Origin of the sequence: Nonomuraea maritima (genome assembly GCF_900100395.1) — a bacterium.
Lineage (GTDB): Bacteria > Actinomycetota > Actinomycetes > Streptosporangiales > Streptosporangiaceae > Nonomuraea > Nonomuraea maritima.
This window is the reverse complement of record NZ_FNFB01000007.1, coordinates 174623-196520: the sequence shown is the minus strand read 5'-3', so window position 1 is coordinate 196520 and position 21898 is coordinate 174623. Positions and strand designations below refer to the sequence as shown.

The following is a 21898-nucleotide window of genomic DNA, read 5'->3' as shown; positions in this document are numbered from 1 at the left end:
TCCTTTGAGTCCGGGATTAGCGACCTGTCCAGAATCGCCCCTGCCGCACTCAGCCGTCCAAGACCCTTCGCCGCATCTGTAATACCCTGGAGGTATCAAGGATGGGAGAACGAGCTGGTGGACGTCGATCTACGAAAGCTGCGCTACTTCGTCGCGGTGGCCGACCGGCTGCACTTCGGGCGGGCGGCCGAGGCGCTGCACATCGCGCAGCCCGTACTGTCCCGCCAGATCCGCGCGCTGGAGGAGGAGCTGAAGGCGCAGCTCTTCGTCCGCAGCAGGCGGGCCACCGAGCTCACCCCCGCGGGCGAGCAGCTGCTCGCCGACGCCGTCCCGCTGCTGGCCGCAGCCGAGGCGCTGCGCCGGCGCGTCGGCCGCGCCGCGCGAGGCGCCCGCACCTTCACCGTCGGGTTCATGCCCGGGCTGATCGTCACCCCAGCGGTACGGGAACTGCGCGAACGCCACTCGGAGCTGACGGTGGAGGTGGTGCGCACCACCTGGGACGACCAGACCGCCGCCATCCACGACGGACGGGTGGACATCGGCTACGTCCGCCTGCCGATCGACCAGCGCGGGCTGAAGGTCGAACCGCTCACGAGCGAGCCGCGCGTCGCCGCCTTGCCCGCCGGTCACCGCCTGGCAGGCAAGGAAGCGATCACCATCGCCGACCTCGCCGACGAGCACCTCCTCCAGGACCCCGACGCCGTTCCCGAGTGGCGCGACATCGCCACCGAGCTGCGGCGACCGGGCCGGCGCCGGCCGGCGCCGGTGTTCCACGCCGTGGAGGAGAAGCTCGAACACGTCGCCGGAGGCCACGGCGTCGCCGTGCTGCCGCTGTCCGTGGCGACCTTCTACACCCGGCCGGACGTCGCGTACGTCCAGGTCACCGACCTGCCGCCGAACCAGGTCTGCCTCGCCTGGGACAGCACCCGCCGCAGCCCCCTGTTCGCCGAGTTCGCCGCCATCGCGGCCGCTTTCTGACAGGTACGTACCATGGGGGCGTGCAGGGGCTGATCCGTTCCTTATGGACCGAACCCCGTCCCGTCCGACCTCCGGGGCGCGGGTGGCGCGACGGGGCGCTGGTGGGCGTGCTCGTCCTGCTCATCGTGCTGGAAGGCACCCTGCGGAGCGACCTGCAGTGGCGGCCTTTGTCGGTGAGCTACGCCCTCGCGATGCTCCCGGCGCTGTTATGGCGGCGGACGAGTCCGCTGCCCGCCCTCGCGGTGCCCGTCGTCGTCTCTGCCCTGCTCCAGCTCCTGGCCGGGGCCGATCCGTCGGAGCTGTCCGCGACGGCATACGTGCTGATCCTCGTCCATGCCGTGTCCCGGTGGGGGTCCGGCAGGGAGGCCGCCGCCGGGCTGCTGCTGATGTGCGGCGCGGTGGCGGCCTCCGTCGCGTCCGGGCACCTCGCGGCGCAGGACAGCGTCGCGGCGCTCACCGTCGTGTCCGCGGCCTTCGCGACCGGCGGCGCCCTCCGGTACCGGGCGCGGGCCCGGATGCGGGAGCTGGAGCAGGTCAAGCTGCTCGAACGCGCTCACCTGGCCCGCGACCTGCACGACACCGTCGCCCACCACGTGTCGGCGATCGCGATCCGGGCGCAGGCGGGCCTCGCCACCGCCGCGGCCAGGCCGGGCGACGCCGCCACGGTCGCCGTCGACGCGCTGCGGGTGATCGAGGCCGAGGCGTCCCGTACGCTCACCGAGATGCGCGCGATGGTCCGGGTGCTGCGCAGCGACGAGCCGACCGGCACCGCGCCCCAACCGCAGGTCGCCGACCTCGAGCAGCTCGCCGGCCGATCGGGGGCCGGGCCGTCCGTCGCGGTGGCGATCAGGGGAGACCTCGACGGCCTCGCGCCCGCCGTCGGGGCGGCGATCTACCGCATCGCCCAGGAGTCGGTCACCAACGCCCGGCGGCACGCCCGGCACGCCAGCCGGATCGAGGTCAGCGTCGCGGCCGACGACACGTCGGTGCGCCTGCGGGTGAGCGACGACGGTGACAGCACCGCGGGCCGTGCCGTCCCGGCCCCCGGGTACGGGCTCCTCGGCATGGCCGAACGCGCCCGGCTGCTCGGCGGCGCCTGCGAGGCCGGCCCCAACCCCGGTCGCGGCTGGACCGTGACCGCCGTACTGCCCAGGACGGGAGCCCTCACATGACCACGACCATCAGGGTGATCGTCGCCGACGACCAGGAGATCGCGCGCGCCGGGCTGCGGATGATCCTCGACGCGCAGCCCGGTATCGAGGTGGTGGCGGAGGCCGGCGACGGGCTGCGGGCCGTCGAGCTGGCCCGGCGGCTGCGGCCCGACGTGTGCCTGTTCGACATCCGCATGCCGCGCTGCGACGGCATCGAGGCGACCGCCCGCCTGGCCGGGCCCGACGTGGCCGACCCGCTGGCCGTCGTCGTCATCACCACGTTCGACCTGGACGAGTACGTCTACGCCGCGCTGCGCGCCGGCGCCCGCGGCTTCCTGCTCAAGGACTCAGGCCCCGCCCTGCTCTCGCAGGCCGTCAGGGCCGCCGCCGGCGGGGACGCGCTCATCGCCCCGAGCATCACGGCCAGGCTGATGGCGGCGTTCGCGGGCGCGGGCCCCACCCCTCCCCCGGCGCAGCCGATCGAGCCGCTCACCCTGCGCGAGGAGCAGATCCTCGCGACCGTGGCCCGGGGACGGACCAACAACGAGATCGCCGACGAGCTGCGCATCTCGCTGAGCACGGTCAAGAGCCATGTCGCGAGCCTGATGGCCAAGCTCGGCGTCCGCAACCGGGTCGAGATCGCCATGTGGGCGTACGAGACCAACCGCGTGCGCTGACCTATAGGCCGGTCGCGTGGTCGTACTTTCGGCTGTTACGCCGTGCGCGGTCCGCCCGCACACTCGTGCGTGTCACCGCACACACGAGGAGATCACGATGAAGGCGTACGTCCTGCGTTCGTACGGCTCGCCCGACGCCCTCCAGCTCACCGACGTGCCCGTGCCGGTCCCCGGTCCCGGCGAGGTGCTGGTGCGGGTGCGTGCCACGTCCGTCCAGCCCTGGGACTGGCATTTCATGCGCGGCGAGCCGTACGTCGCCCGTCTCATGCCGGGCGGCCCTGGGCTGCGCAGGCCGCGGATCACCATCCTCGGCGCGGACGTGGCCGGCCAGGTGGAGGCGGTCGGGCCGGGAGCGACCGAGTTCCAGCCGGGCGACGAGGTGTTCGGGATGCTGCCGGAAGGCGGCGCTTTCGCCGAGTACGTCTGCGTCCCTCAGCGGGACCTGGCTCCGAAGCCGGGGACGCTGTCGTTCGAGGAGGCGGCCGCGGTGCCGCTCGCGGCCTGCACGGCGCTGCTCGCCGTACGCGACGCCGGGCGGGTGCGGCCGGGGCATCGGGTGCTGGTCAACGGCGCGTCGGGCGGGGTGGGCACGTTCGCGGTGCAACTCGCCAAGGCGTACGGGGCGCACGTCACCGGGGTGTGCGGCGGCAGGAACGCGGACCTGGTGCGGTCGCTGGGCGCCGACGAGGTCGTCGACCGCACGAAGGAGGACCTCCCCCGCGACGGCGGCCCGTACGACGTGCTGCTGTACGTCGCGGGGAACCGTTCGTTCGCCGAGTGCCGCAGGGTGCTGACCCCGCGAGGGGTGTGCGTCCTGGTCGGCGGCGCGGCGGGACGGTGGCTGCAGCCGGCCGGACGGATGTTCGCGACGCTGGCGCTGTCGGCGTTCGCCTCGCAGCGGGCGGTGACGGCGGACGTGATCAGGTACCCGTACAGCCGGCGGAACCTGGTCGAGCTGACCGGGCTCATCGAGAGCGGCAAGGTGCGCCCGGTGGTCGACCGCGTCCACACGTTCGACGAGCTGCCGGCGGCGGTGCGGTACCAGGAGGAGGGACACGCGCCGGGGAAGGTCGTCGTCACAGTGTGACGGCCGCCCTCTCCCCTGCCAGGCGCGGATGTCGCGGTCCCGCGCCTTTACAAAGTAGATCAGCTGGTGCGGGCCTCGTCGTACGACTCGCGGGCCGTGAAGACGTCGTCCAGGCGGCGCTCGACCCAGCGGGTCAACGCGTACACCTGCTCGGCCACCTCAGCCCCGAGGGGCGTCAGCGAGTAGTCGACGCGCGGCGGGATGACCGGCTTGGCATCGCGGTGGACGAAGCCGTCGCGTTCGAGGGTCTGCAGGGTCTGCGCGAGCATCTTCTCGCTCACCCCCTCGACATGGCGGCGCAGCTCGCTGAAGCGGTAGGGGCGTTCCCGCAGCGCGGCGAGGACGAGCACCGCCCAGCGGCTGGTGACGTGCTCCAGCACCCCGCGCGACGGGCAGTCGGTGCGGTGGACGTTCGGCGGCGGCGCGGGAACCTGCTTGGCGCTTACTGTCACGTCAGTACCTTACTTGAAAGTGGGTACTTCCGCCGGGCGCAGTACGGCTCCTAGGGTGAGCGAAAGGTGCTGGACCTGCACCTATGACCCACAGAAAGAAGTCGATGAGCATCGTCATCACCGCGGCGAGCGGACGGCTCGGCCGCATCGTCATCGAGGACCTGCTGGCCTCCGGCGTGCCCGCCCGCGACATCACGGCCGTCGCGCGCACCGAGGACAAGGTCGCCGACCTGGTGGCCAAGGGCGTGCGCCGGCACCTCGCCGACTACGACCGGCCCGAGACCTTCGCCGGGCTGTTCCAGCCGGGCGACCGCGTGCTGCTGATCCCGGGCGGCGACGCAGGCCGGCGCGTGACGCAGCACGAGGCGGTGCTCGACGCGGCGCGCAAGGCGGAGGTGGCGCAGCTCGCGTACGTCGGCGCGTTCGGCGGCCCCAAGGCCGACTTCCTGCTCGCCGCCGACCACCGCGAGACCGAGCGCCTGATCCTCGACTCGGGCCTGCCCTACACGTTCCTGCGCAACAACTGGTACTCCGAGGTCTACGCGGGCGACATCGGAGACCTCGCGGGCGTGCTCGAGCGGGGCGTCGTCGTCACCAACGTCGCCCCCGGCAGCCGCATCGCCACCGCACCGCGCCGCGACTACGGACTCGCGGCGGCGGCCGTCCTGCTGCAGGACGGCCACCTCGGCCAGGCGTACGAGCTGAGCGGCGACACCGCGTGGACGTTCGAGGAGTTCGCCGCGGAGGTGTCGCGGCAGAGCGGCAAGGAGGTCGTCCACACCTGCCTGCCCGCCGCCGAGCGCAAGGCGCTGCTCGTCTCCTTCGGCCTGCCGGACGGCTTCGCCGAGACGCTCGTGGACGTCGACGAGGCGATCAGCCGGGGCGCGCTCGCGGGCACGCCGGGCGACCTGTCGCGCCTCATCGGCCGTCCGACGACGCCGATCGCCGACACGATCGCGGACGGGCTCGCGGCCCTGCCGCGATGAGCAGGTGCAGTGCGGCTGCCAGTACGGCGATGCCCGCGCCGACGTAGCACAGCTGAGCCGTCGAGATCGCGCCGAGCAGGACCCCGCCGAGCCCCGCGCCGATCGCTTGGCCGAGGTAGATGCCCGAGGAGTTGAAGGAGATGACAACACTGGGCAGGTGCGGGACGAACTCGGTGAGCCGGTGGTTGTTCGGCGTCGCCACCGCCCACCCGGCCGCGCCGTTGAGTGCCATGACGACGAACGCGAGCGGTAGCGAGGTCGAGACGGCGAGCGCGGCGAGGGTCACGGCGAGCACGCCGATCGCGAGAGACAGGGTGCGGTCGGCGCCCCAGCGGTCGGTGAGCCGCCCGCTCCCGAACGCGCCGACGGCGCCGCCGACGCCCCACGCGAGCAGCAGCAGCGCGAGAGTCGTCCCACGGGCGTGCACGGTGTCGTCGAGGACGTGGGCGATGTAGGTGTAGACAAGGATGGCGGCCGCGCTCTCCAGGAGCATGAACGCCACGATCGCCACCACCCTGGCGTTGGCCAGCACCGCGAACCGGGCGCGGAGCGGCACGGCGGGCGGCAGCGGCAGTGACGGCAGGACGGCGAGCAGGCCGGCCAGCGCGACCGCGCCCACGCACGCGACGAAGATCAGGCTCGCCTGCCAGGACAGATGCTGGCCGATCCAGGTACCGACAGGCACGCCCAGAACGGTGCCGACGGTCAACCCGCCGAGGACGGCCGCGAGCGCCTGCCCGCGATGGGCCGGCCCGGCGAGCGCGGCGGCCGCCGCGCTCGCGTTCGGCGTGTAGAGAGCGGCGCCGAGTCCGGCCGCGACCCGCGCGACGAGCAGGAGCGCCAGCGTCGGCGCGGCGGCCGAGGCGAGGTTGGCCACAACGAACAGGGCCAGCGCGAACGCCATCAGTGGCTTGCGGGGGAGCCTGCTCGTGAACGCGGCGAGGAACGGCGCGGTCAGGCCGTAGGTGAGGGAGAAGACGGTGATGGCCTGGCCGATGGCGCTGATCGACTGGCCTAGCCCGCTGGAAATCTGCGGCAGGATGCCGGCCAGCACGAAGGAGTCGGTGCCCATGGCGAAGGACCCGACAGCCAGAATCGTGACCTGTCCGCGCCAGTCGTTGTCCGCGGTGCGCGTCCGGTCGGCCGGCGATGCCGTTTGCTGTTGCTGAATGCTCACCCGGCCATCATTGGGCTTGGCATTATCGTGGTACAGATGCCGATTACACTGGTATAAACACCACCAGGGCGGTTTCATGGTCAGCATGATGAGGCGTAAGGAGCTGGCAGGGTTTCTGCGCTCTCGACGGGAGTCTCTCGCCCCCGAGGCGGTCGGGTTGGCCGGCGGCTCCCGCAGGCGCACGCCCGGCCTGCGGCGCGAGGAAGTCGCGCAGCTGTCCGGGGTGAGCGTCACCTGGTACACCTGGCTGGAACAAGCGCGAGACATCACCGTCTCCCGCCAGGTGCTCGAGAGCCTCTCACGAACGCTGCAGCTCACACCGGCCGAGCGCAGTCACCTCTTCGCTCTCGCCGACGCACCGCTGCCGGCCGAACCAGCGCGCCGGATGCCGGTCAACCCAACACTGCGGGCACTGGTGGACACGCTCGACCCCAACCCGGCCCACGTGATCAACCCGAGCTGGGACCTGCTGGCCTACAACCGCGCATACGCCAACCTCGTCGGCGGACTGGACGACCTGCCGGACGAGGAACGCAACAGCATCTGGCTGCTGTTCACCCGCCCCGGCATGCGCGCATTGCTCCTCGACTGGCAGCGTGAGGCACGCGACATCCTCGGACAGTTCCGGGCGGCGGCCGGCAAGAACCCCGATGACCCGCGGACCACCGCGCTGGTCGACGCCTTGCTCGCGGCCAGTCCCGCATTCGCCTCCATGTGGTCGGCCCATCCCATCAAGGCATTCGCCTCGGCGACCAAGCATTTCAACCACCCGCATGTAGGGCGGATCGACATCAACTACACGAAGCTGGCCGTCACCGAAGACGTCACCCAGCACCTCGTCGTCTTCCTCCCTGTGACCAGAGACGACGCGAAGAGCCTCGAACGCCTTACGGAACTGGACAGGCCTGTCCCGGCACAAGGCTGACCCGGCTCGTCGAGGTCACTGCTCGAAGTGGCCCGGGCCGAACACCTGCCACGGCTGGGTGGTCGGGTCGCTGATCTGGCGGAACGGGACGGTGAAGCTCATCGCCTGCGACGTGGACCGCTTGATCGCCCACAGCTTGGGCGTGTGCTCGGAACGGTCCCAGGCGATGCCCTGGCCCTCGACGCCCGGCAGGGTGACGGTGGCGACCCACTCGAGCTCGGGGCCCATGGACGGCAGCTTCATCACGTACGCCTCACCGAGGTCGTGGCCGCTGAGCCAGAGCCGCCCGTCGGGGCCCCACGAACCGCCGGAGTTGCTCATCGGCTTGAAGCGGTCGAGGATCGTCTTCGGGATGTTCCACGACTCGACGACCCGGAAGTGGTCGTTCATCTTGACGATCTGGGTGTTGTAGGTGCCGCCGTACGGCTCGGTCTCGCCGTCGGGCACCTCGTCGTAGTTGGCGAAGCCCGCCCACCACGCGCCGTCGTGGCGGTCCAGCCAGGTCAGCGAGCCGCGGTAGATGCCGAGGCTGTACGTGTCGACGTGCTTCAGCGTCTTGGTGTCGAACACCTCGATGGAGCTCTCCATCGGCGACTGGTCGTAGTTGGAGTGCGACGCGTACAGCTTGCCGTCCACCACGACGGCGCTGTCCATGTGGATCAGCGGGCCGCCCGGGTTGGACACGAACTGCAGCAATGGCTTGCCGGTCGCCTTGTCGTGCTTGGTGATCTTCCGGTTGTCGACCACGTAGAAGTACTTCTTGTCGACGGCGACCGCCTGGTTCGCGTCGAAGGTGTCGTACGAGCGGGCCAGGGTGGCGGCGAAGGTGGGCGGCTCGGCGACGGCCGCCGCGGTGGCCGGGGGCGGCTGCGTCGGCTCGGCCGCCTGGGCGGGGGTGACCAGGCTCATGGCCAGCGCTCCGACAGCGATCGAAGCGGCCGCGCCGGCGGCGATTCTCACACGGGCGATCATCATTTCCTCCACAAGGGCACACGTGGGCCGCGCTCCACGACTCAGGAGGAGACTCTGCCGGTCGCGATCCTCATCCGGGCGAACACGGCACGACGATCGGATGAACCCACCGATAAAGGACGAATGATCCTGTAGCACCCATTCGGCTTGGGGGGTGCGGAGGCGTGCCGGTCAGGACAGGCGGGTGGCGGAGATGCCGCCGTCCACGTAGAGCGTGATGCCGTGGACCATCGCCGCGTCGTCGCTGACCACGTACAGGACGCCCTTGGCGATGTCGTCCGGCCGCACGACGGTGCCGGCCGGGGTGGACGCGGTCATCGCGTCCAGCGCCGCGCGGTCCGACTCGTTGCCCGGGGTGAGGGTCGCTCCTGGCGCGACGGTGTTCACCCGCACGCCGCGCGGCCCGTACTCCGCGGCCCAGCTGCGGGTGAGCTGCTCGTCCGCCGCCTTGGTCGCGCTGTACATCGCCGCGTACGGGCCGCCGAGCCGGGCCATCCAGGAGCCGATGGTGACGATGGCGCCGCTGCCCCGCTCGGCCATCGCCGGCGCCATCGCGGCGACCAGGACGTGCGGCGCGCGCACGTTGACCGCGAGCATCGCGTCGAGGTCCGCGTCCGGCAGGTCCTCGGTGAGCGTCGCCGGGTAGATGCCCGCGTTGTTGACGAGGATGTCGACGCGTCCGCCGAGCGTTTCCGTGGCCCGAGCGGCGAAGGCGCGCAGCTCGTCGTAGCCGCCCGCGAGGTCCGCCGGGACGAAGTCGGCCCGCCCGCCGGCCTGCTGGATCTCCTTGACGACCAGCTCGCCGCGGGCCGCGTCCCGCCCGCTGACCGCCACGTGCGCCCCCTCTCCGGCCAGCACGCGGGCGATGGCCGCGCCGATCCCGCTGGTCGAACCGGTGACCACGGCCGTACGACCGGCCAGCCGGGTGCCGGGGGTCGTGGAGGTGCTGTCGTTCATGTGCAGAGATGTCATGGATCCCTTTCTAGGGCGACCGCAGACACGGGGCCAGGCCAGGACGAACCTGGGCACGCCCGAACCACCCTGACCACACGTCGGCCCACGACGGAGGCCCACGACGGAGGCCCAGGACCGTCACGCGAGCCCCCGGAAGACCACGCCCGGCCCGGCCGCCGGCCTCGGAAGGCGCCTGGCGGTCGCCCTGGGCAGCCCGGCTGGTCCGGTCGCCTACTCTGGGGGATGCCACGTGACCGCGCCGCGCTCGGGGCGTTCCTGCGCTCACGGCGGGACCGTCTCACGCCCTCCCAGGCAAGCATCCGGCCCTTCCCCGGGGCCCGGCGGGTGCCCGGTCTGCGGCGCGAGGAGCTGGCCGTGCTGGCGGGCCTGAGCTCCGACTACTACAGCCGGCTCGAACAGGGACGCCAGGCCAACATCTCCGCCGAGGTGCTCGACGCGCTGGCCCGGGCGCTGCGCCTGGACGAGGTCGAGCACGCGCACCTGCGCGACCTCGCCGCCCCGGCCCAGCGGCGCCGCGCCGTCGCGGGGCCCTCCACGGCCCAGCGGCCCGACGCCGGTCTCCTGCGGCTGATGCGCACGCTCGACCACGTGCCGGTGCTGCTGCTCGGCCACCGCGGCGAGGTCCTGGCGCGCAACGCCCTGCTCGTGGAGGTCCTCGGACGTCCGCTGGAGCCGGGCACGTCGTTCGTCCGCTACCGGAATCGTCCGCAGTGCTCCGGCCTTCAGGCCGGGGGTGAAGCGGACTGTCCCGCGTAGCGGGGCAGGGAACGACGAATCGCCGTCAAGGCGATTCGTCGGGTGTCTCGTCGGGTGTCTCGTCGGGTGTCTCGTCGGCGTCGAGTGTGGTCTCCAGCGGGTGCACGATCTGGGAGTTGTGGGACCGGCGGTCGGTGGCTGCGTGGGTGATCAGCCGTGCGTGCACGTCGTCGGGAAGCCGCAGCGCCATCGGAAACAGACATCATTGTGGTGTCGCAAGGGATAAGCTCCGGATCGTGCAGCTCAGATACAACGTCCGCCTCTACCCGACCCCTGGTCAGCGCACCGCGCTGGCGCGGGCGTTCGGGTGCGCGCGGACGGTGTTCAACGACGGGCTGCGCGCCAGGCAGGAAGCCCGTGAGCAGGAGCTGCCGTACCTCTCGGATGGTGACCTGTCCAAGCGGGTCATCACCGAGGCGAAGAAGGCTCCGCAACGCGCCTGGTTGGGGGAGGTGTCGGCGGTGGTGTTGCAGCAGGCCTTAGCCGACTTGAACGCCGCCTACCGCAACTTCTTCGCCTCACTCACCGGCAAGCGCAAGGGGCCGAAGATCGCCCCGCCCCGGTTCCAGTCCAAGAGGGACAGGCGGCAGGCGATCCGGTTCACCAAGAACGCCCGATTCCAGGTCACGGCGGGCGGGAAGCTGCGCCTGCCGAAGATCGGGGACGTGCCGGTCCGCTGGTCGCGTTCCCTGCCTGCGGAGCCTTCCAGTGTGACGGTGGTCAAGGACGCGGCGGGCCGGTACTTCGCGTCGTTCGTGGTCGAGGTCTGTGACGAGCCGCTGCCGGCGACGGCCGCCGAGGTCGGGATCGATCTGGGGTTGACGCATTTCGCGGTGCTGTCGGACGGCCGGAAGATCGGCAACCCGCGTTTCCTGCGCCGTGCCGAACGCCGCCTGCGCAAGGCGCAGCAGGCTCTGTCCCGGAAGGCGAAGGGGTCGGACAACCGCAGGAAGGCCATGGTCAGGGTCGCTCGTGCGCACGCCGGGGTGGCCGACGCGCGCCGGGACTTCGCGCACAAGCTCTCCACGAGCATCATTCGCGACAACCAAGCGGTGTATGTGGAGGATCTTGCGGTGAAGGGTCTGGCTCGCACGAAGCTCGCCAAGAGTGTGCACGACGCCGGATGGGGACAGTTCACGGCGATGCTCGCCTACAAGGCCGCCCGGCACGGCCGGACCTTCGTCAGGATCGACCGCTGGTTCCCCTCTTCCAAGCTGTGCTCGGAATGCGGGGCACTGGCCGGGTCGATGCCGCTCAACGTCCGGACCTGGGAATGCGCCTGTGGTGCTGTCCACGACCGGGACGTCAACGCCGCCAAGAACATCCTCGCCGCCGGACGGGTGGAGAGGCTAAACGCCTGCGGAGGGACCGTAAGACCCGCCGCTTAGCGGAGGGCAGGACCCGGTGAAACAGGAAGCCACAGAGGTGCCGCAGACGCGGCACGGGCTGAATCCCCGGCCTTCAGGCCGGGGAGCGCGTCAAATGTTCCAGGACCCGCTCGCCCGCGAACGGATCGCGAACTGGGCGGACTTCGCCGCGGCCACCGTCGCCACGATGCGCAGGGAGATCGCCCGCCGCCCGCACGACCACCGCCTCGAGGCGCTCATGGCCGAGTTGCGCGCGTCGGACGGCGACGTCGCGCGATGGTGGGACGACCACGCCGTCCGCGACTACGGGCCGGTGGCCAAGCGCGTCCACCATCCGGCCGCCGGTCCGCTGTCCTTCGACATCGAGATCGTCTGCGCGCCGCACGAGCCCGACCAGCGGCTCGTCGTCTACACGACCGAGCCGGGCTCCCCCACCGCCCGCGCCCTGACCACGCTGCGCGGCCGCTGACCTCAGGCGTCGGCGCGCTCGCGCAGCCGCTTGGCGAAGTGGCCACGGCAGTGCGGGCAGCAGAAGCCGTACGTCCGGCCGTCGCGTTCCAGCCAGACGGCGTCCTCGACCGGCAGGGTCGCGCCGCACACCGGGTCGACGACCATGCCCTCGGGGACGGGCGCCGCCGAGCCGGTCCTGGACTGTTCGATCAGGTCGAGCATGTCGGGCGAGCGCCGGACCCGCCCCCGCAGGCCGTATCCCCCCTCGGGGACGCCGATCACGTTGACCACGGCGTCCGCACCGGCGTCCGCCAGCTCCGCGCTGATCCGGGTGACGAGGTGTTCGCTCATCTCCTTGCCCCACACGCCGACGGTCACGTTCACGACGTACCGGGACGGGTCGACGGCGCCTGCCGTCCAGATCCGTTCCTCGCGCACCACCACGGACGTGAGCGAGTCCAGCAGGCCCAGCACACCGGGGTCGACGGCGTCGTGCGTGCCCGCCAGCAGGCGGCGCGCGGTCAGCCGCCCGGCGAGGGCCTGGCGCTCCTGCTCGGTGAGGGTGCCCTGGGGCGTCATGACTTCGATGAACAGCATCGCTGAGGTGTCCTTCCGAAGGGCCGGCTTCCTGCGATGCTCCGTCATCGACGCGCCTGGCGTCGTCGTCCCAGGGAAGGTTCTTCCGGCTACTGCCCCCGGTGTAGACGGATCCTGAGCATCCGGTCGGCGCCGCGCTGGAACTCGTACGGCACCGGCGGGCACGCGGTCCGCGCACCCGTGACCTGTTCGACCTCCGCGCGCAGCCGCCCGAGGAACTCCACCGGCTCGCCGGGGCCGAGATGGACGAGCGGGAAGATCCGCACCTCGCGGCGCGCGACCCGGCACATCTCCAGGACCGCCGCCCGATGCCAGGCATGGTCGTGCTCGCCGGCCCAGGTGAACAGCAGGTGCGAACAGAGCACGAGGTCGACGCTGCGGTCGGCGAGCGGCAGGTACGGCAGCCCGGCGGCCAGGTAACGGCCGGGAGCGCGCCTGAGGTCGGCGAGGAACCGGGTGCCCGACTCGACGCGGATCTCCTGGTAGCGGGCGGGCGATCCGTACCAGTCCCAGACGAACCGGTCCGCCGCCGCCCGGTGCATCTCCTGTGCCCTGACCAGGTCATCGGGCAGGCGTGCGGCGAGCGCGTCGGCTCCCTGCGCGTACAGCGGGTCGGTGGCCAGCACCCTGGCCCCCGCGGCGGAGGCCACGGCGGCGAAGCTCGACGCGCCCGCGGCGCAGTCGAGCGTCACCCCTGCCAGGTCGGCGTCGGAGAGGTCGAACATCGCCCGGTACTCGGCGTGGGAGCGGGACGTGAGCAGCATGCGCGCCTCCTTCGAGGGGTCACTCCCCCGGATCATCCCACTCCGTGCTGCGTCCCCGGCGGCCACCACCGCCGGGGACGTGCGTGGCCGATCAGGCCGCCGAGGTCTCCTGGGCCGGCTCCTGGCGGAGCGGGAAATGGCAGGCGACCTGGTGCGTCCCGCCCTGCAGCGGCGGCTCGGTGGCGCAGATGTCCTGGGCCAGCGGGCAGCGGGTGCGGAAGCGGCAGCCGGTCGGCGGGTTGAGCGCGCTCGGCAGCTCGCCCCTGATGGTGGTGTCCGGTGCCGGTGCGCGGTCCGGGTCGGGCGAGGGGACGGCGTCCAGCAGCGCCTGGGTGTACGGGTGCCGCGCCGCGCGCACCACCTGGCTCGCCGGCCCGACCTCGACCAGCTTGCCGAGGTACATGACGCCGATCCGGTCGGCCATGTAGTCGACCACGGACAGGTCGTGGCTGATGAACACGTACGACAGGCCGAGCTCGTGCTGCAGGTCGCGCATGAGGTTGAGCACCTGCGCCTGCACCGACACGTCCAGGGCGCTGACCGGTTCGTCGGCCACGATGAGCCGCGGGTTCAGCGCCAGCGACCGGGCCAGCCCGATGCGCTGCAGCTGGCCGCCGGAGAACTCGTGCGGGTACCGTTCCAGCGCCCGGCGCGGCAGTCCGACCTGGTCGAGCAGTTCGCTCACCCGGGCGCGGCGCGCGGCGGCGTCGCCCACCTGCTGGATCTCCAGCGGCTCGGTGAGGATCGAGTCGATGCGCATGCGCGGGTTCATGGCCGCGTAGCTGTCCTGGAACATCAGCTGCACCTGCCGGTGCATGTGGTGGCGGGCGCGCCGGTCGAGCGTGGCGATGTCCTGGCCGTCGACGATGATCTGTCCGGCCGTGGCCGGTTCGAGGCCGGCCACGACACGGCCGACGGTCGACTTGCCGCACCCTGACTCGCCGACGATGCCGAGCGTCTCACCGGCCTTGACCTCGAACGAGACTCCGGCCACGGCGCTGACCCGCCCGGCGGTTTTGCGCATGCCTGAGCCGCCCGCGTCGTACTCCTTGACCAGGTCGCGCACGGTCAGGAGCGGCTCGGAGGCCTTCGCGGCGGTCTCGGCCACGGGGGCGGACGCCGTGATCGCGACGGGTTCGGCGACCGGGTGCAGGCAGGCGAACTCGTGCCCGTTCCCTGCGGCGTCCAGGGTGAGCAGGACGTCGCCGGTGCGGCATTCGTCGGTGGCGAACTGGCAGCGGGGCGCGAAGCGGCAGCCCGTCAGCGGCCGCGACAGGTCGGGCGGCAGGCCGGGGATGCTGTAGAGACGGCCCTCGGCGGCCGACTCCGGCAGAGCCCGCATGAGCGCCTCGGTGTAACGGTGGCGCGGTGCGCGGAACAGGTCGGCGGTCGTGCCGGTCTCCACGACGCGGCCGGCGTACATGACGGCGACCCGGTCGGCGCGGCCGGCGATCACCCCGAGGTCGTGGGTGACCAGGATGACCGCCATCTTGAACTCCTCGCGCAGGTCGTCGATGAGTTCGAGGATCTGGCGCTGGGTGGTGACGTCCAGCGCCGTCGTCGGCTCGTCGGCGATGAGCAGGCGCGGGGAGCGGATGAGCGCCATGGCGATGACGACGCGCTGGCGCATGCCGCCCGACAGCTGGTGCGGGTAGTCGTCAACGATCTTGTCGGGACGGGGCATGCCGACCCGGCGCAGGATCTCGATGGCCCGATCGCGGGCCTCGGCCTTGCTGACGCCCTGGTGGACGCGCAGCGGTTCGGCGACCTGCGCGCCGATGCGCATGGTGGGGTTGAGCGAGGTGAGCGGGTCCTGGAAGACCATGCCCATCTCGACGCCGCGCACCCGGCGCAGCTCCTTGGCCTCCAGCCGGCGCAGGTCGCGGCCGTCGAAGAGGATCTCCCCGCCGACGACCTGGCCGCCCGAGGGCAGCAGCCCCATGACCGACAGCACGGTCATGGTCTTGCCGCTGCCCGACTCGCCCACGACGCCGAGCGTCTCGCCCTGCCGGACCTCGAGGTTCACCTTGTCGAGCGCGTGCACGGTGCCGCGGCGCAGCGCGATGTCGGTGCTGAGGTCGCGCAGCCGCAGCAGCGGCTGGGTCGGTGCCTCCATGAACGTACCCTCCTGCTAACGCCGCCGGAGGCGGACCTCGAAGACGTCCCTCAGCCCGTCGCCGATGAAGTTGAAGGCGAGGACGATGAGGATGATGGCGATTCCCGGCGGGTACAGCAGCCACCAGTGGCCGCTGAAGGTGTCCGACAGGCCGTCGGACAGCATGCCGCCCCAGTTGGCCGCGGGTGGCGGCACGCCCAGGCCGAGGAACGACAGGTAGGCCACGTACAGGATCGCGTCGGCGACCTGGAAGGTCGCGTTGACGATCACCGTGCCGATGGCGTTGGGGATGATGTGCCGGCGCACCGCGCGCCCGCCGGCGCCGCCCATGCCGCGCATCGCCATGACGTACTCGCGGGTGCGCAGCGTCAGCGCCTCGCCGCGGACGAGCCGCGCGGGGCCGAGCCAGGCGAAGGCGCCGATGATGACGATGAGCATCGGCACGGTCGGCGTCACGATCGAGGCCATGAGCATGAACAGGAAGAGCGCGGGGATCGACATCATCGCGTCGACCACCCGCATCATGACCGCGTCGACCCAGCTGCCGGCGAAGCCGGCGATGGCGCCCCAGACGGTGCCGACGACCGTGGCGAGCAGGCCGGCGGCGAGGCCGACCACGATGGACGTCTGCCCGCCGAGCATCAGCCGCCCGAGCTGGTCGTAGCCGACGCCGTCGGTGCCGAGCGGATGCCCGTCGGCGCCGGGGGTCAGGTAGACCTTCGTCAGGTCGGTGTGCACCTGGTCGGTGTGGTAGAGCAGCGGCCCGAGGAAGGAGAAGCCGGCCAGCAGGACGAAGATGGCCACGCCCACCAGGGCGAGCCGGTTCTCGACGAAGACTTCGAGGCCCTGGCGCCACATCCCGCGGACGGGCGCCTCCTCCTCGTGCGGGGTGGTGGTCATGAACGGCCTGCCTTGAGTCGCACCCGCGGATCGACCGCGGCGTAGAGCACGTCGGCGACCAGCGCGCCGAGCACGGTGGCCACCGAGATCAGCAGCGTGACGCCGAGCAGGATCGGGTAGTCCCGCTTGAGCGCCGCCTGCCAGAACAGCAGGCCCATGCCCGGGTAGTTGAACAGCCGCTCGACCACGAGGGCGCCGCTGAACAGCGCGGGCAGGTACATGCCGAGCAGCGTGATGACGGGGAACAGGCCGTTGCGCAGCGTGTGCCCGACGATCACGCGTCCTTCGGACAGGCCCTTGCTGCGCGCCGTACGGACGTAGTTCTCGTTGAGGTTGTCGACCATGGACGAGCGGATGTAGCGGGAGTAGACCGCGACGGTGAGGATCGCCAGCGTGACCACGGGCAGCACGAGTCCGGCCGGGTCCGCCAGCACCTCCCCCAGGGTGAAGCCCTGCGGGGCCTCGGGCGGCAGGACCGCCCACACCTGGGAGAACAGGATGATCATCATGAGGCCCATGAAGAAGATGGGCGTGGCGTACGCCAGCAGCGACAGCGCGTTGATGGTGTAGTCGGGCCAGCGGTTACGGCGTACGGCCTGCACCACGCCCAGCGGCACGGCCACGACGACGGCGAGCACCGTCGAGGCCAGCGACATCACCATCGTCTTGGGCAGCCGCTGGGCGATGGCCTCGGCCACCGACTGGTTGAGCTGGAAGGAGTAGCCGAGGTCGCCGTGGACCAACCGCTGCAGGTACAGCGCGTACTGTTCCCACAGCGGCCGGTCGTACCCCATCTCGTGGTTGAACGCGGCGATCTGCTCCAGTGTCGCCTCCTTGCCCAGGATGGCGCGGGCCGCGCCACCCGGGAGCACATGGAGGATCAGGAACGTGATCAGCGTCACCAGGATCACGATGACCAGGGCTTGGCCCAGGCGTGTGAGGAGGTACCGGGTCAAGATCGGCTACTTCCAGGACCAGTCTTGGAAGTACATGCCGTTCATCGGGTCCTGCGGCTCGATGCCCTGCAGATCCGTCTTGTAGGCCGAGACCTGGTAGACGGGGTTCGGCATCCACAGCACCGGCAGGTCCTTGGCCAGGAAGTCGTTGTAGGCCTGCAGCGCGCTGGCGTCACCGGAGAACTGGGCGGCCTCGATGAGCTTGTCGGCCTCGGGGTTGCTGTAGCTGCCGAGGTTGACGGGCGCGTCGGTCTGGAACAGCCGCTCGCCGGAGGCGAAGGCCGGGTAGTACCAGCTGCCCTGCGAGCCGAAGAACGACATGTCCCAGTCGCACTTGGCGTCGTCGGGCTTGCAGGCGGGGGTGACCGCGACCGAGTCGGGCACTTCCTTGATGGTCAGCTGCACGCCGACCTTGGCCATCGTCGACTTGATCTCGGCGAACATCTTCGTGGTCGCCGCGAAGCCGGACTGGCTGGTGACGGTGAAGTCGAGCGGGGCGCCCTTGGCGATGCCGTCGCCGCACAGCGCGGGGTCCTCACAGGTGGTCTGCCCGTCGGGGGTCACCTTCCAGCCGTGCTCCTGGAGCAGCTGCTGGGCCTTGGCCGGGTCGAACGGGTAGACGCAGCCCTCGCCGCTCGGCGATCCCGGCTTGGCCGGCACCGGACCGCAGGTGGGCGCGGCCATGTCCGACCAGATGACCTTGCTGATGGTCGGCTGGTCGATGAGCATCTGCAGCGCCTGGCGCAGGTACGGCTGCTTGAACAGCACCCCGGTCTTGGGGTTGTTGAAGTTCAGCTGGAGGTAGGTGATCGACCACCCGTACCAGGGGGCGACCTTGTAGCCCTTCGACTCCAGGTACGACTTCTGCGACAGGTTCGCCGGCGGGATGTAGCCGTAGTCGATCTGCCCGGCCCGCAGCACGTTGAACTCGGCGTCGTCGCCCGTGAACGGGCGCAGCACGATCTTGTTCAGCTTCGGCTTGTCGGTGCCGGTGTAGGTGTCCTGCTTGGCCAGCACGACCTCGCCGCTCGGGACGTAGCTCTCGAGCTTCCACGGGCCGCTGTTGGTCTTCCACAGCGGGTTGGTCGCGTACGTCTTGGGGTCCTTGGAGGCGGCGGTGAGCTCCTCGAAGGTCTTCTTCGGGTCGCCCTTGTCCCAGGCGTGCTGGGGCAGCGGGACGATCCGGTTGAGCTGGTTGTCGACGAACCAGGCGGTGTTGTACTCCTCCTTCGTGGTCAGGGAGAACGTCTTGTCGTCCTTGACCTTGAAGTCGGAGATGTTGTCGGGGAAGCCACCGGGCCGGTACGAGGCCCACTGCTCCTTGTTCGTCGTGACCAGGTCCCACCAGAACTGGATGTCCTTGGTGGTGATCGGCTTGCCGTCGGACCAGGTGTTGTCCTTCAGCGTGATGGTCAGCGTCTTGCCGCCGTCGCTCACGGCGGGCGGCTCGGCCAGCGAGCGCTCGGTGTCGACGTTGTCGGCGTTGGAACCGTCGAGCTTGTAGGCGTACAGCTTGCGGTACAGGGCGGTGGAGAAGATGTCGTTCTCGCCCTGCGTGAAACCGGGGGCGGAGATCGGCAAGATCCAGTTGGGGGTGCGGAAGGCCACGGTCGCGGTGTCCTTGCCCTGCGCACCGCCCTGCGGCGTACTGCTGCCGGCGCCGGCGCTACAGGCGGTCAGGCCGAGCCCGACGGCAACCACGCCGCACACGATGCGGGTTCTCATCCCCATGTTTCTCCTCGTCGTGACGTGGGCGTGCCCTCCAAGGGCTGTTCAGTCCGAGGAATGTATAGATGACGAAATAGTAAGTCAAGCGAAAAATCTACTTTGTTCACCGGACTTATTTCGGTATAGAGTCCCCGCCAACGAGACGGCTTTTCATGATCGTCCTCGTGACGGATGATGAGCGCCTGGCGCATGCATCAGAGAGGAGCGGCATGTCGGACCCCGCCAGTCTGCGCGAGCAGGCGTTAAACCTGCTGGCCAGCGGCAAGGCCACGTCGCGCGCGGACCTGGTGGAGACGCTGCAGGTGGCTCCCTCCACGGTCTCCACCGTGGTGCGTCGTCTCCTGGACGAGGGCACGATCTGGGAGGAGGGCGTCGGCGCCTCCACCGGCGGACGCCGTCCGAAGATTCTTCGGTTGCGCGAGGCCGGCGGCGTGTTCGCGGTGGCCGAGCTGGGCGCCCGCCATGCCCGCGTGGCCCTGTGCTCCCCCGACGGCGCGCTGCTCACGACCGAGGAGTTCGCCGTCGACATAGGAGCCGGCCCCCAAGCGACTTTCGACCGGGTCAGCGCGGCCTTCGACGACCTCAGGGCCGCCCACGCGCCCGGCCGGCGGCTCCTGGCCGTCGGCATGGCCCTGCCCGGGCCGGTCGACTTCCCCCACGGGCAGCTCGTCGGCCCGGCCAGGATGCCGGGCTGGAGCGGCTACGACGTCCAGTCCGACCTGCGCGACCGCTTCGGCGTGACCGCGCTCGTCGACAACGACGCCAAGGCCGCCGCCATCGGCGAGCACGTCACCCGGCGCGACACCGGCGAAATGATCTACGTCAAGGCCGGCACCGGCATCGGCGCCTGCCTGGTCAGCGACGGCCAGATCTACCGCGGCGGGCGCGGCCTGAGCGGCGACGTCACCCACGTGCGCGTGGCCGACAGCGGCGAGCGTGAATGCTCCTGCGGCAGCCGCGGCTGCCTGGAGACCGTCGCCAGTGGCGCGGCGCTCGTCCGCGAGCTGGCCGGGCGCGGCCTGCCGGTGGCCGGCACGCGCGACGTCATGGACGCGACCGTGAACGCCGACCCGGCCGTGGTCACCCAGGTGCGCCAGGCCGGCCGGCTGCTCGGCGTCGCCCTGTCCGGTCTGGTCAACTTCCTCAACCCCGACAGCGTCGTCATCGGTGGCGCGCTGTCGAGCCTCGACGTTTACGTGGCGGCCGTCAAAGGCATGCTCTACGAGCGCTGCCTGCCGCCGCTCACCCAGTCGCTGTCCATCGAGGCGAGCGTCGCCGGCCCTGACGCGGCCCTCATCGGGCTGGGTCACCTCCTGCGCGAATCAGCCGACATCCGTACCTCGTAGAAAGAACCACCGTGTCCCTCCGCATCGCCGTCTGCGGCATCCACATCGAGTCCAGCACCTTCTCCCCGCACCTGAGCGGCACCGCCGACTTCGACGTCACCCGCGGCCAGGCCCTGCTCGACCGGTACGACTGGCTCGGCGACCCGTGGGCGGCCGAGGTCGAGTGGGTGCCGCTCGTCCACGCCCGCGCCCTGCCGGGCGGCGCCGTCGAGCCCGCCGCGTACGACGCCTGGCGGGAGGAGATCGTCCAGGGCCTCGCCGACGGCCCGTTCGACGGCGTCCTGCTCGACTTCCACGGCGCGATGAGCGTCGTCGGCCGCGAGGACGCCGAAGGCGACCTCATCACCGCCATCCGCGGCGTCATCGGCCCTGAGCCGATGGTGTCGGCGGCGATGGACCTGCACGGCAACGTCTCCCCCACCCTCTTCGCCGGCTGCGACCTGCTGACCTGCTACCGCACCGCGCCGCACGTGGACGTGTGGGAGACCCGCGAGCGCGCCGCCCGCAACCTCGTCGAGGCGCTGCGGCGCGGCGAGCGTCCGCACAAGACGCTCGTGCACGTGCCGGTCCTGCTGCCCGGCGAGATGACCAGCACCCGCGTCGAACCCGCCCGCAGCCTGTACGCCCGCATCCCGGACGTCGAGGCCAGGCCCGGCGTCATCGACGCGGCCATCTGGATCGGCTTCGCCTGGGCCGACGAGCCCCGCTGCACCGGCGCTGTCGTGGCCACCGGCACCGACGCGGCCGCCGCCGAGCAGGCGGCGCGCGAGCTGGGACAGGCGTTCTGGGACGCCCGCGACGACTTCGCCTTCGTCGCGCCCACCGGCTCCATGGACGAGTGCCTGGACGCGGCGCTCAAGGAGGGCGCGGCACGGCCGTACTTCATCAGCGACTCCGGCGACAACCCGGGGGCGGGCGGCGCCGACGACGTCACCTTCGCCCTCGAGCGCATGCTGGCCCGGCCCGAGATCCGCGACGGCTCGGTGCGCGCCGTCTACGCGTCCCTGTTCGACCCCGAGGCGGTGGCCGCCGTCGGTCACCTGCCGGTCGGCGCGCCGGTCAGCGTGCGCGCGGGCGGCCGCGTCGACGCCCGCGACCCGGGGCCGCTGCTGCTGGAGGGCTCGCTGGAGGCGATCGCCGACGACCCCGACGGCGGGCGCGTGGTCAGCGTCCGCATCGGCGGGCTGAGCGTCTTCCTCACCTCGCGCCGCATGCAGTACCGGCTGCTGGAGTCGTACCGGCTGCTCGGGGTGGAGGTCTCCTCGGTGGACGTGGTCACGGTCAAGATCGGCTACCTGGAGCCGGAGCTGTACGAGGCCGCGGCCGACTGGATGCTCGCGCTCACGCCGGGCGGCGTCGACCAGGACCTGCACCGCCTGCCGTACCGCAACCTCAAGCGCCCGATCTTCCCCCTCGACGAGGACGCCGCCCTCACCTTCGACCCTCGCTGACCCGCGCGGCCGGCCGGGCCCCTGGGAGGGGAGGGGCCCGGCCGGCCGTGATCGCGTTCGCCCCGCGGAGCCCGACCCCTGCGCCCG

The 21898-nt window shown here is 71.3% G+C and carries 22 protein-coding genes; 11 read left to right on the top strand and 11 right to left on the bottom strand.

The window, feature by feature from the left end; genetic code table 11:
* The first annotated feature begins 117 nt into the window (after nt 1-117).
* The 4 genes from BLR04_RS15015 (at nt 118) to BLR04_RS15000 (ending at nt 3893) form a co-directional block, all read left to right on the top strand.
* Nucleotides 118-978, top strand: a complete 861-nt coding sequence (locus tag BLR04_RS15015; RefSeq protein WP_090764419.1) for a LysR family transcriptional regulator — start codon at nt 118-120, stop codon at nt 976-978.
* Between the two features lie 20 nt (nt 979-998).
* Nucleotides 999-2150 carry a sensor histidine kinase gene (locus tag BLR04_RS15010; RefSeq protein ID WP_090764416.1) on the top strand — a complete coding sequence of 384 codons (1152 nt, stop codon included), beginning with the start codon at nt 999-1001 and terminating at the stop codon, nt 2148-2150.
* Nucleotides 2147-2806, top strand: a complete 660-nt coding sequence (locus BLR04_RS15005; RefSeq protein WP_090764413.1) for a response regulator — start codon at nt 2147-2149, stop codon at nt 2804-2806. Before BLR04_RS15010 ends, BLR04_RS15005 begins: the two co-directional genes overlap by 4 nt.
* Nucleotides 2807-2903: 97 nt before the next feature.
* Complete coding sequence (locus tag BLR04_RS15000) at nt 2904-3893, top strand: NAD(P)-dependent alcohol dehydrogenase (RefSeq protein ID WP_090764410.1); 990 nt, start codon at nt 2904-2906, stop codon at nt 3891-3893.
* A gap of 59 nt (nt 3894-3952) precedes the next feature.
* On the opposite strand, the gene BLR04_RS14995 is transcribed toward BLR04_RS15000, so the two are convergent.
* Nucleotides 3953-4345 (bottom strand): winged helix-turn-helix transcriptional regulator, encoded by a 393-nt coding sequence (locus BLR04_RS14995; protein ID WP_090764409.1) that lies wholly within the window; start codon nt 4343-4345, stop codon nt 3953-3955.
* Nucleotides 4346-4428: 83 nt separating this feature from the next.
* Between BLR04_RS14995 and BLR04_RS14990 the strand changes: the two genes are divergently transcribed.
* A complete protein-coding gene (locus tag BLR04_RS14990; protein WP_218128940.1) occupies nt 4429-5331 on the top strand; it encodes an SDR family oxidoreductase in 903 nt (300 codons plus the stop codon).
* On the opposite strand, the gene BLR04_RS14985 is transcribed toward BLR04_RS14990, so the two are convergent.
* A complete protein-coding gene (locus BLR04_RS14985; RefSeq protein WP_218128938.1) occupies nt 5264-6508 on the bottom strand; it encodes an MFS transporter in 1245 nt (414 codons plus the stop codon). The genes BLR04_RS14990 and BLR04_RS14985 overlap by 68 nt on opposite strands.
* A 76-nt stretch (nt 6509-6584) precedes the next feature.
* Here BLR04_RS14985 and BLR04_RS14980 point away from each other — a divergent pair, with 76 nt between their 5' ends.
* Nucleotides 6585-7433 (top strand): helix-turn-helix transcriptional regulator, encoded by an 849-nt coding sequence (locus BLR04_RS14980; RefSeq protein WP_090764402.1) that lies wholly within the window; start codon nt 6585-6587, stop codon nt 7431-7433.
* Between the two features lie 15 nt (nt 7434-7448).
* On the opposite strand, the gene BLR04_RS14975 is transcribed toward BLR04_RS14980, so the two are convergent.
* Nucleotides 7449-8393: a hypothetical protein gene (locus tag BLR04_RS14975; RefSeq protein ID WP_218128936.1), complete on the bottom strand. Its 945-nt coding sequence runs from the start codon at nt 8391-8393 to the stop codon at nt 7449-7451.
* A 183-nt stretch (nt 8394-8576) separates the two neighbouring features.
* A complete protein-coding gene (locus tag BLR04_RS14970) occupies nt 8577-9377 on the bottom strand; it encodes an SDR family NAD(P)-dependent oxidoreductase (protein ID WP_090764394.1) in 801 nt (266 codons plus the stop codon).
* 225 nt (nt 9378-9602) lie between these two features.
* Between BLR04_RS14970 and BLR04_RS14965 the strand changes: the two genes are divergently transcribed.
* Nucleotides 9603-10136, top strand: coding sequence for a helix-turn-helix domain-containing protein (locus BLR04_RS14965; RefSeq protein WP_218128934.1), 534 nt, complete (start codon nt 9603-9605; stop codon nt 10134-10136).
* A gap of 25 nt (nt 10137-10161) precedes the next feature.
* Here the strand turns inward: BLR04_RS14965 and BLR04_RS41310 are convergent, their stop codons facing one another.
* A complete protein-coding gene (locus BLR04_RS41310; RefSeq protein ID WP_218128932.1) occupies nt 10162-10326 on the bottom strand; it encodes a hypothetical protein in 165 nt (54 codons plus the stop codon).
* Nucleotides 10327-10372: 46 nt separating this feature from the next.
* Here BLR04_RS41310 and BLR04_RS14955 point away from each other — a divergent pair, with 46 nt between their 5' ends.
* On the top strand, nt 10373-11524 hold the full coding sequence (locus BLR04_RS14955) for an RNA-guided endonuclease InsQ/TnpB family protein (protein WP_090764391.1): 1152 nt from the start codon (nt 10373-10375) through the stop codon (nt 11522-11524).
* Nucleotides 11525-11618: 94 nt separating this feature from the next.
* Nucleotides 11619-11972, top strand: a complete 354-nt coding sequence (locus BLR04_RS14950) for an MmyB family transcriptional regulator (protein ID WP_176903096.1) — start codon at nt 11619-11621, stop codon at nt 11970-11972.
* A 2-nt stretch (nt 11973-11974) separates the two neighbouring features.
* On the opposite strand, the gene BLR04_RS14945 is transcribed toward BLR04_RS14950, so the two are convergent.
* From BLR04_RS14945 to BLR04_RS14920, 6 genes are all read right to left on the bottom strand, one after another.
* Entirely contained in the window at nt 11975-12550 is a 576-nt protein-coding gene (locus BLR04_RS14945; protein ID WP_090764388.1) for a YHS domain-containing protein, read from the bottom strand.
* Nucleotides 12551-12639: 89 nt separating this feature from the next.
* Nucleotides 12640-13314, bottom strand: a complete 675-nt coding sequence (locus BLR04_RS14940) for a hypothetical protein (protein WP_090764385.1) — start codon at nt 13312-13314, stop codon at nt 12640-12642.
* 91 nt (nt 13315-13405) lie between these two features.
* Complete coding sequence (locus BLR04_RS14935) at nt 13406-15430, bottom strand: ABC transporter ATP-binding protein (RefSeq protein ID WP_090764383.1); 2025 nt, start codon at nt 15428-15430, stop codon at nt 13406-13408.
* A gap of 15 nt (nt 15431-15445) precedes the next feature.
* Nucleotides 15446-16330 (bottom strand): ABC transporter permease, encoded by an 885-nt coding sequence (locus BLR04_RS14930; RefSeq protein ID WP_090764381.1) that lies wholly within the window; start codon nt 16328-16330, stop codon nt 15446-15448.
* On the bottom strand, nt 16327-17286 hold the full coding sequence (locus tag BLR04_RS14925; RefSeq protein WP_090764378.1) for an ABC transporter permease: 960 nt from the start codon (nt 17284-17286) through the stop codon (nt 16327-16329). The genes BLR04_RS14930 and BLR04_RS14925 overlap by 4 nt, the downstream gene beginning before the upstream one ends.
* A gap of 6 nt (nt 17287-17292) precedes the next feature.
* The gene (locus tag BLR04_RS14920) at nt 17293-19011 is read right to left on the bottom strand and encodes a peptide ABC transporter substrate-binding protein (protein WP_218128929.1); all 1719 of its coding nucleotides are present in this window, start codon (nt 19009-19011) and stop codon (nt 17293-17295) included.
* Between the two features lie 212 nt (nt 19012-19223).
* Between BLR04_RS14920 and BLR04_RS14915 the strand changes: the two genes are divergently transcribed.
* Together BLR04_RS14915 and BLR04_RS14910 are read left to right on the top strand one after the other, a co-directional pair.
* Nucleotides 19224-20360: an ROK family transcriptional regulator gene (locus tag BLR04_RS14915; RefSeq protein WP_090764372.1), complete on the top strand. Its 1137-nt coding sequence runs from the start codon at nt 19224-19226 to the stop codon at nt 20358-20360.
* A gap of 11 nt (nt 20361-20371) precedes the next feature.
* A complete protein-coding gene (locus BLR04_RS14910; protein WP_090764369.1) occupies nt 20372-21811 on the top strand; it encodes a M81 family metallopeptidase in 1440 nt (479 codons plus the stop codon).
* Nucleotides 21812-21898: the final 87 nt, after the last annotated feature.

Bases quoted from the DNA above. Each gene is read 5' to 3' on its own strand.
- BLR04_RS14930 (WP_090764381.1), bottom strand. From the start codon at position 16,330: ATGACCACCACCCCGCACGAGGAGGAGGCGCCCGTCCGCGGGATGTGG.
- BLR04_RS15000 (WP_090764410.1), top strand. From the start codon at position 2,904: ATGAAGGCGTACGTCCTGCGTTCGTACGGCTCGCCCGACGCCCTCCAG.
- BLR04_RS14935 (WP_090764383.1), bottom strand. From the start codon at position 15,430: ATGGAGGCACCGACCCAGCCGCTGCTGCGGCTGCGCGACCTCAGCACC.
- BLR04_RS14970 (WP_090764394.1), bottom strand. From the start codon at position 9,377: ATGACATCTCTGCACATGAACGACAGCACCTCCACGACCCCCGGCACC.
- BLR04_RS14915 (WP_090764372.1), top strand. From the start codon at position 19,224: ATGTCGGACCCCGCCAGTCTGCGCGAGCAGGCGTTAAACCTGCTGGCC.
- BLR04_RS14965 (WP_218128934.1), top strand. From the start codon at position 9,603: ATGCCACGTGACCGCGCCGCGCTCGGGGCGTTCCTGCGCTCACGGCGG.
- BLR04_RS14980 (WP_090764402.1), top strand. From the start codon at position 6,585: ATGGTCAGCATGATGAGGCGTAAGGAGCTGGCAGGGTTTCTGCGCTCT.
- BLR04_RS14945 (WP_090764388.1), bottom strand. From the start codon at position 12,550: ATGCTGTTCATCGAAGTCATGACGCCCCAGGGCACCCTCACCGAGCAG.
- BLR04_RS14940 (WP_090764385.1), bottom strand. From the start codon at position 13,314: ATGCTGCTCACGTCCCGCTCCCACGCCGAGTACCGGGCGATGTTCGAC.
- BLR04_RS14920 (WP_218128929.1), bottom strand. From the start codon at position 19,011: ATGAGAACCCGCATCGTGTGCGGCGTGGTTGCCGTCGGGCTCGGCCTG.
- BLR04_RS15005 (WP_090764413.1), top strand. From the start codon at position 2,147: ATGACCACGACCATCAGGGTGATCGTCGCCGACGACCAGGAGATCGCG.
- BLR04_RS14990 (WP_218128940.1), top strand. From the start codon at position 4,429: ATGACCCACAGAAAGAAGTCGATGAGCATCGTCATCACCGCGGCGAGC.
- BLR04_RS41310 (WP_218128932.1), bottom strand. From the start codon at position 10,326: ATGGCGCTGCGGCTTCCCGACGACGTGCACGCACGGCTGATCACCCAC.
- BLR04_RS14950 (WP_176903096.1), top strand. From the start codon at position 11,619: ATGTTCCAGGACCCGCTCGCCCGCGAACGGATCGCGAACTGGGCGGAC.